This window comes from Streptomyces sp. NPDC007162, assembly GCF_040634175.1.
Classification (GTDB): Bacteria; Actinomycetota; Actinomycetes; order Streptomycetales; family Streptomycetaceae; genus Streptomyces.
Map to the genome: position 1 here is coordinate 1 of NZ_JBEYFC010000497.1, position 6568 is coordinate 6568.

The following is a 6568-nucleotide window of genomic DNA, read 5'->3' on the forward strand; positions in this document are numbered from 1 at the left end:
CAGGTCTCCAGCACCGTTCCCAGCCCGTCCCGGCCGACGTCCCGGACGTACGCGTGCCGGACGCGCACCGCGGGCCCGGCGGGCAGGGTACGCAGTTCCGCCTCGGGCGGCCGGTAGGAGTCGGCGGTGGGAGCGGCGAGGCAGCTCCGGAGGAGGTCGACGGTGACCTCGGGGTACGTGTCGTCGGCGACCAGCGCGGACAGCTCGATCCGGGCGAGCTCACCGAGGCGCGGCTCGGGGACGTACGACAGCGCCGTGATCGGACCGCGCTCGCGGGAGTCGGCGGCGGCCTCGCGGAGTTCGGCGGCGAGGGCGTCGAGCAGCCTCGGCTCGTCGTCGTCGCGGCCGACGAGCCCCCGGGCCGTCTCCGCGGCCCACACGCGCAGATCCACGGACGACCGCACGGGCAGCGCGACGGCGTGCTCCGGTGTCCGCAGACGAACGGTGGCGGCGGCGAACTCGGGCATCAGGCCATCCATTGCAGGGTGCGGGCGACGGAGTCGAACAACGTGACCAGGGCCTCCACCAACGGCTCCAGCGGCGGTGCCGTCGGGGTCGAGAAGGAGAGCAACAGCCGCTGGGCACTGTGCGGGACGGCGAGGTAGACGTCCAGGTGGGCGACCGCGAGCTTGTTGCCGTCCGGGTCGTCGGCGGCGGGTCGGCGGAGGTAGCGGTGGCGTACGGCGGGGCCGGCGGGCAGGTCGACGAGGGTGACGGCGTCGGTGCCGGCGTCTTCGGTGCCGGCGTCTTCGGTGCCGGAGCGGAGGGCGAGGGAGCGGGCGATGTCGCCGAGGTCGCCGGGTTCGGTGCCGGGCGACGGCCGCAGCACCGTCACGACCAGGCCCGCGGAGACGGGGACCTGGCCGAGGACCTGGTTGACGACGTACATCTCCACGCCGCCGTTGGCCTGCGCGGCCTCGGCCTGCGCCCGCATCCGCTCCGCCAGCGCGGCCTCCAGCTGCGGAGTGGCCTGCGTCCGCCGCAACCCCCGCTTGACCAGCTTGTCGATGCGGTGGGTCCAGCGCTCCGGGCCGTCCAGCACGATCCGCTCCCAGCCGTCGGGGACGGCGAGACGATAGTCGGAGGGGGGTGGGACGGGGGCTGCCGCGACAGGGGATTCGGTGCGGTCCGTCATACGTCCGTTCCGCCCGCCCGGCCGTCCGGCTCGCCCTGCCGACCGCGCCGCTCGTTCGACCGGCTCATCACGGCGGCGGCCAGGGGGGCGAGGACGAGGACGGCGGCGGCCCCGAGGCAGCCGTAGGCGGCCGCGATCCCGCCGATGGCGGACTTGCCTCCGAGGACCGGCCGGTAGTGATCCGACGGGTCGATCACCGCACGTGTCCTGGCGCCGGCCATGGTCTCGTCCGTACACCGCTTGTCGTTCTCGAACACCCGGCGGACCGCTCCGTCCGGGAGAGTGACGCGGCAGTACGTGACACGAACGCCGTGCGAAGCCTGCTCGTGCAGAGGCTTCGCGTAGGCGACCGTGGTCTCCTGCCCCCGCAGGTGCAGGTACCACTCGTCGGCGGCGTACGAGCCCACCCAGATCAGCGCGACATAGCTGACCGCGACGAGGCCGCAGGTCACAAGCCCGCCGAGGGACCTGCGCGTCCTGAACCCCGCCCAGGCCACGGCCACACCGCAGGCCGCACCGACGAAGAGCGCCGAGGAGCCGAGGACATAGGTGGACAGCAGGCACAGCACCACGCCGAGGAAGGCGACCAGGAGCAGCCGTATCCACGGCCACACCGCTCTGCCCTCGTCGGCGCCCCGATCGCCGTCGAGATCCCACCGGCTGGCGGGGCGGGAGTGCTCCGCGAGGATGTGCTGCACGGCCGGCTCGCCGCCCTGCTCAAGGGCGATTTCGCGCAGGCGCGGCAGACCGAGCCCTTTCGCTTCGAGTTCGCGCTGTCGGCTTCTCGGGAGCCGGGCGAACTGCTCGTCGACGGTCTGACCGTCTCCAGGTGCCACTTTCCTCGTTCTCTCCTCGCCCTTGCGGGCCTCGCCATGATCCGGTAGCGGTGCGGGCGGACGCGTTCAGCCGCCGGAGACCTTCCAGTTCCAGTTGTAGAAGGGAATGCCGTTCGCCCCGAGGGGGGCGGTGTGCTTGATGCCGTCGAACTGATTGCGCTCGACGGAGGTCGGTTCCCAGCCCGCCGAGGGCGCCAGGTTCACGATGCCCGCGCCCAGCGGCAGCACCTGGCTCGCGGCGTACAGGCCGCCGGCCGACCATGCCTTGCCCTTGAACACCGAGTCGGAGAGACCGCGCCACTTGGGCAGTTCCCTGGTGAGGATCGGGTCCTCGGCTCCTCGCTCGGCGACGGCCGTGCGGATGTCACCGAAGTACGCCTTGAAGTTGACGGACTCCTTGACGATCGACTTCATCCTGGGCAGGACGCTGTCCGGTCCCTTCGCCAGGGCTTCGGCGATCTTGCCCGCCTTGACCCCGGAGTTCGCCTGGGCGATCTCGCCGGCCAGCTTCTCGCCCACGCCCAGCCCGCGCAGGTTCAGGAACTCCCTGAGCGCCGACGATCCCCGGGCGGCCGTGGCCGCCTCTTTGAAGGTCGTCCCGAGGACCCGGCCGGCGCCGAAGGACAGCACGCCGACCACGTCGATGGCGACGTCCAGCCAGGTGCCCTTGCCGTCCAGCGCGGAGACGGTGTCGCAGACGAGAGCGACCACGGAGGCGATCAGAGCCAGCGCTCCCAGCACCTCACCGAGGATGGGGACCCAGCTCAGGCACAGGGCCAGCAGGCAGAGCACTCCGGCGATCGCCCCCGCCCAGTGGCCGATGGTGGCGACCCAGTCCTTCCAGTTGTCCCACCAGTGGTGCTTGGGATCCTTCAGCCCGTCGTGGTCGATGGCGTCCCGTATCGCCTTGGCGGCATACCCGGCCTGCGTGTCCCGGTACTCGAGCGCGGCCCGAAGCTCCCGTTTCGCGGCGTCGAGTTCCCCGTCCGAGGCCTCCTTCTGCCGCTTCAGCTTCTGCTTGTCCGGGTGGTTGTCGTCCCCGGAGGGATGCTGGTCGATCTGCTTCTGGTAGTTGCTGCTGTCGGCGTCGGCCGCGGCGGCCTTCTTCAGCGCGGCGCGCACCCTGTTCTGCGCGTGGTTGAGGGCGGTGGCCCAGTTCTCCCGCACGGAGTCGGCGACGGGCTCGCACGGCACGGAGGAACCGAGCGCCGCCCCCGCCGCCGCATACCGCTGATGCGACTGGCTCAGCAGCTTGACGGTGTCGCCGGTCTTCCTGGTGAACGCCTTCCCGGCGTCCGAATCCCACCCGTTCCCGTCGACAAGGTTGTTCAGCTTCCCGGCCTGCTCCTCGATCAGCCTGGCGGTGTCGGAGATCCGCTTCCCGAGCCGGGCCACCTCGTACGGATCCCCCGGCGTGAACTCCTTGTCGTCGTACCGGGCCGTCTGCCAGTCGACGCCGGAGAAGTCGTGATCGCTCACTTGTCCCCCGGCTGAGCCTTGACCAGCGCGTCGGCAAGATGCTGATCGACCCCGTCGTAGGCCTTCGCCGCCTCACCCGCGGTCTTCCCGAGGAACTCCAGCCCGTCACAGAGCTGCTTGCGCTTCTTCTTCCAGTCGTCGGCGAAGTCGCCGAGGACATCGGCCACCTCGCCGGACCCGATCTCGGAGCCGTACGAGTCGACGAGATCCTTCGCATGTTCAAAGTTGGACTTCAACTTCGCGACAGATCTACTGATCTCCCGCAACTCACTCGTGGACACCTTGACGTGATCCGCCACAACTACCCCCGTGAACACCTGCCTACCGGCCGCCCCGCGAGACGCAGAGAGCCATGGTCACTGTCTGTCGAGGGTTTTCGGGGCTACAACCAATGGACCGCAAAGGGAGCCCCAAGGAGGGGGACAGGGCCCAGCGGAATCCGCACCCGCTCACGTCATGCCCGCGCAATCTTCACCAAGCTCCCGCGAATGGCCCGGGACAGGGAAGCTTCCACGCCACCACGCCGGGGCCGCCCCGCAGAGCTCCTAGAATGCGTCTCGATCACCACGCTCACAGCGACGTTCGCGGTGGCGAAATCGGAGACCCCACGGATACCGTTTTCGCTCCTGCCGAACTTCATTCTCACGGGGGAGTCCACAGTGACGCGCCGCACCTTGCCCGTTGCCGCCGCGCTCGCCGCGACCGCAGCCCTGCTGCTGACGGCATGCGGAGGCGGGGACGACAGCTCCAAGGACAACGACAAGATCACGGGAGCCGGTACGGGAGGGTCGGATTCTCCGTCACCCTCGACGTCGGTCTCCGCCTCAGCGGACAAGAACGCACCTACCTTCGCGTTTCCGTCGGACATCAAGGTGACGGTTGACCGACAGTCGACCGGTGACGCCACGAAGGACGCGATCCTCCGTGACGTGGCGTACTCGACCCAGGCCAATATCGAGGCCTTCGCCAAGGGCGTCGGGCAGACCACCAATATGAACCGCTACTTCGCGGCAGCCGCCCTCACTTATTGGGCCAACCGCGTTGAGACAGTCAAAAAGGATGGACTCACCGTTACCGGCGACTACCGGTACTACAACTTCGAGGTCACGGACGTCGCGAACGGCAAGTCCGCAGCGGCTCGCTACTGCGAGGACCAGAGCAGGGCGTACGGCAAGGAGATCAAGTCGGGGAAGGTGCTGCGCACCAAGACCAGCAGCAAGAGCTTCGTCCTCTACACCCTCCAGGCCCAGAAGGACGCAGCCGGAGACTGGCAGGTGACACAGCAGAACTGGAAGAAGGGGGACGCCTCGTGCGTACGGGGCTAGAGGCGAGGGCTGTTCGGCCCGCTGTGTGGGCGACCGCCGTCACCAGTCTCGCCCTGGCTTTGTGGACGCCGTTCCCGGCTCACGCTGACGACATCCGGGGCAGTGGTGGCGGCACGGGGACAATCACCCCGCCGGACAGCAGCTCCGGCTCCGGCTCCGGCGGGGATTCCGGCCCCGGCACCATCGGCGCTCACATCCGCATCAGCCGGAAGGCGTCTGGAGCATCCGCCTCCGCGGCCACCGCCACCTCCTCGAACGCCAACTGGAAGCCCCCCGTCTGCTGGTACGAGCCGATGTACACGCCGGACGAGTACGAGGAGTTCGTCAAGTCCTCCTACAAGGGCGCCCAGGAGCCGGCCGCGAGCTACGCCAAGAAACGCGCCGACGAGGGCTACCACAAGGGCGACAAGGGCCTCTGGTGGCAGGTGCAGTTCCGGAACGACAGCTACACCGACGCCTGTCCCGTGACCCCCGCCAACTGGGAGATCTGGGTCCCGCCCGCCCAGCCGAAGGCGGACCCCAACCAGCTGACACCGGAGATCCTGTCCGGACTCGCCTACAACTCCACGAAGTTGCCGAAGCCACCCGTGGTACTGAGTCCGAGCCCCGACCGGCTCAAGGTGAACCTCGGTACGCGAGTGAAGCTGGACGGCGATTTCGACCGGGTCTGGACGACCGCCAGCATCAACTACAAGGGCGTCCAGATGGCCGCGACCACCGTCGCGACCCCGGTGGCCCTCGAAGTAGACGCGGGCACGCCGGACGCCGATCCGGGAACCTGCACGTACGACCTGGTCAAGGGCGACAAGGGCTACACGGTCGACAGCAAGGACGCGGCCTGCAACGTCACCTACCGCCGTTCGTCCGGAACCGGCACCTACCCCTTCAAGGCGTCGATCACCTGGAAGGTGACCTGGACGGCCTCGGCCGATCCGGACGGGCCCGCCCAGCAGCCGGCCCTGCCCGACGGCCTGTCCACGTACGAGCAGAACGTGACCGTGAAGGAAATCCAGGCGGTCAACCGCTGATGAGCCACGGGCGCCCCGCGGACTTCCGCCACCGGCCGCCCCAGGGAGACCGGAATCCGACATGACTGACCTGCGCCTCGAAGACACGATCTTCCAGGACCTGAAGAAGACCTTCTCGTCCATCAGCGACCGCATGGAGACCACCCGCCGCGCTCTCCGCAGCGCGGACGCCTCGGCAGTCGGTGAGAAGCAGCTCGTCGAAGACGTCCAGGACTTCGCCGACGACTGGGGCTACGGCATCAAACAGCTCGGCAAGCACACCCAGGGCGCCGTGAAGATGATCAACAAGATCGGCGAGAGCTTCGGCAAGCTCGACCTGGACCTGGCCGAGTCCCTCAAGGCTCCGAAGCAGAAGGGCAAGTGACGTGGCTGGGCAACGGCCTGCCTTCCCCCACATAGGCTGGGACCCCACGCCCGGGAGCGTGGAGGACACCCGAGACCTCGCCAAGCAGCTCGGCAAGCTGGCCGGCGAGCTGGGAACGGCGCTGAGCGAGCTGGAACGCATCGAGACCGGTGCCTGGAAGGGCAAGACCGCGATCGCTTTCAGCGAGTACGTCGGCCAGGACGTCACTCCGCTCATCCGCAAGAGCCACGAGTCCTTCGACAAGGCCTCGCGTGCCCTGCACCGCTGGGCAGGCGACCTCCAGGACTTCCAGGATCGGGCGGACCGGCTGGAGAAGAGCGCCAGTCACGAACTCGACCATGATCTCGGCCATCGTCCGCGCCGACGGCAGGCTGTGGATGGCGTTCGGTTCCTACTGGACC

General features: G+C 68.8%; 9 protein-coding genes. 4 read left to right on the forward strand and 5 right to left on the reverse strand.

The features are described 5' to 3' along the window. The 5 genes from ABZ646_RS37195 to ABZ646_RS37215 form a co-directional block, all read right to left on the reverse strand. Positions 1-467 (reverse strand): hypothetical protein (locus ABZ646_RS37195; RefSeq protein WP_360529277.1); only part of this gene is annotated, 467 nt, incomplete at its 3' end. Then, on the reverse strand, positions 467-1135 hold the full coding sequence (locus tag ABZ646_RS37200; protein ID WP_360529280.1) for a hypothetical protein: 669 nt from the start codon (positions 1133-1135) through the stop codon (positions 467-469). The genes ABZ646_RS37200 and ABZ646_RS37195, both read right to left, overlap by 1 nt. Then, positions 1132-1971 carry a hypothetical protein gene (locus tag ABZ646_RS37205; protein WP_360529283.1) on the reverse strand — a complete coding sequence of 280 codons (840 nt, stop codon included), beginning with the start codon at positions 1969-1971 and terminating at the stop codon, positions 1132-1134. The genes ABZ646_RS37200 and ABZ646_RS37205 overlap by 4 nt, the downstream gene beginning before the upstream one ends. A 66-nt stretch (positions 1972-2037) precedes the next feature. Continuing rightward, positions 2038-3450: a hypothetical protein gene (locus ABZ646_RS37210; protein ID WP_360529286.1), complete on the reverse strand. Its 1413-nt coding sequence runs from the start codon at positions 3448-3450 to the stop codon at positions 2038-2040. Further along, on the reverse strand, positions 3447-3767 hold the full coding sequence (locus tag ABZ646_RS37215) for a type VII secretion target (RefSeq protein WP_360529289.1): 321 nt from the start codon (positions 3765-3767) through the stop codon (positions 3447-3449). The genes ABZ646_RS37210 and ABZ646_RS37215 overlap by 4 nt, the downstream gene beginning before the upstream one ends. 342 nt (positions 3768-4109) lie before the next feature. Here ABZ646_RS37215 and ABZ646_RS37220 point away from each other — a divergent pair, with 342 nt between their 5' ends. The 4 genes from ABZ646_RS37220 to ABZ646_RS37235 all read left to right on the forward strand — a co-directional run. Further along, the gene (locus ABZ646_RS37220; RefSeq protein WP_360529292.1) at positions 4110-4775 is read left to right on the forward strand and encodes a hypothetical protein; all 666 of its coding nucleotides are present in this window, start codon (positions 4110-4112) and stop codon (positions 4773-4775) included. Further along, on the forward strand, positions 4760-5803 hold the full coding sequence (locus ABZ646_RS37225; RefSeq protein WP_360529295.1) for a hypothetical protein: 1044 nt from the start codon (positions 4760-4762) through the stop codon (positions 5801-5803). Before ABZ646_RS37220 ends, ABZ646_RS37225 begins: the two co-directional genes overlap by 16 nt. Before the next feature lie 61 nt (positions 5804-5864). Beyond that, complete coding sequence (locus tag ABZ646_RS37230; RefSeq protein WP_360529298.1) at positions 5865-6167, forward strand: hypothetical protein; 303 nt, start codon at positions 5865-5867, stop codon at positions 6165-6167. Position 6168: 1 nt separating this feature from the next. After that, positions 6169-6568, forward strand: a 400-nt coding sequence (locus ABZ646_RS37235; protein ID WP_360529301.1) for a putative T7SS-secreted protein, incomplete at its 3' end; no start/stop codon positions are given.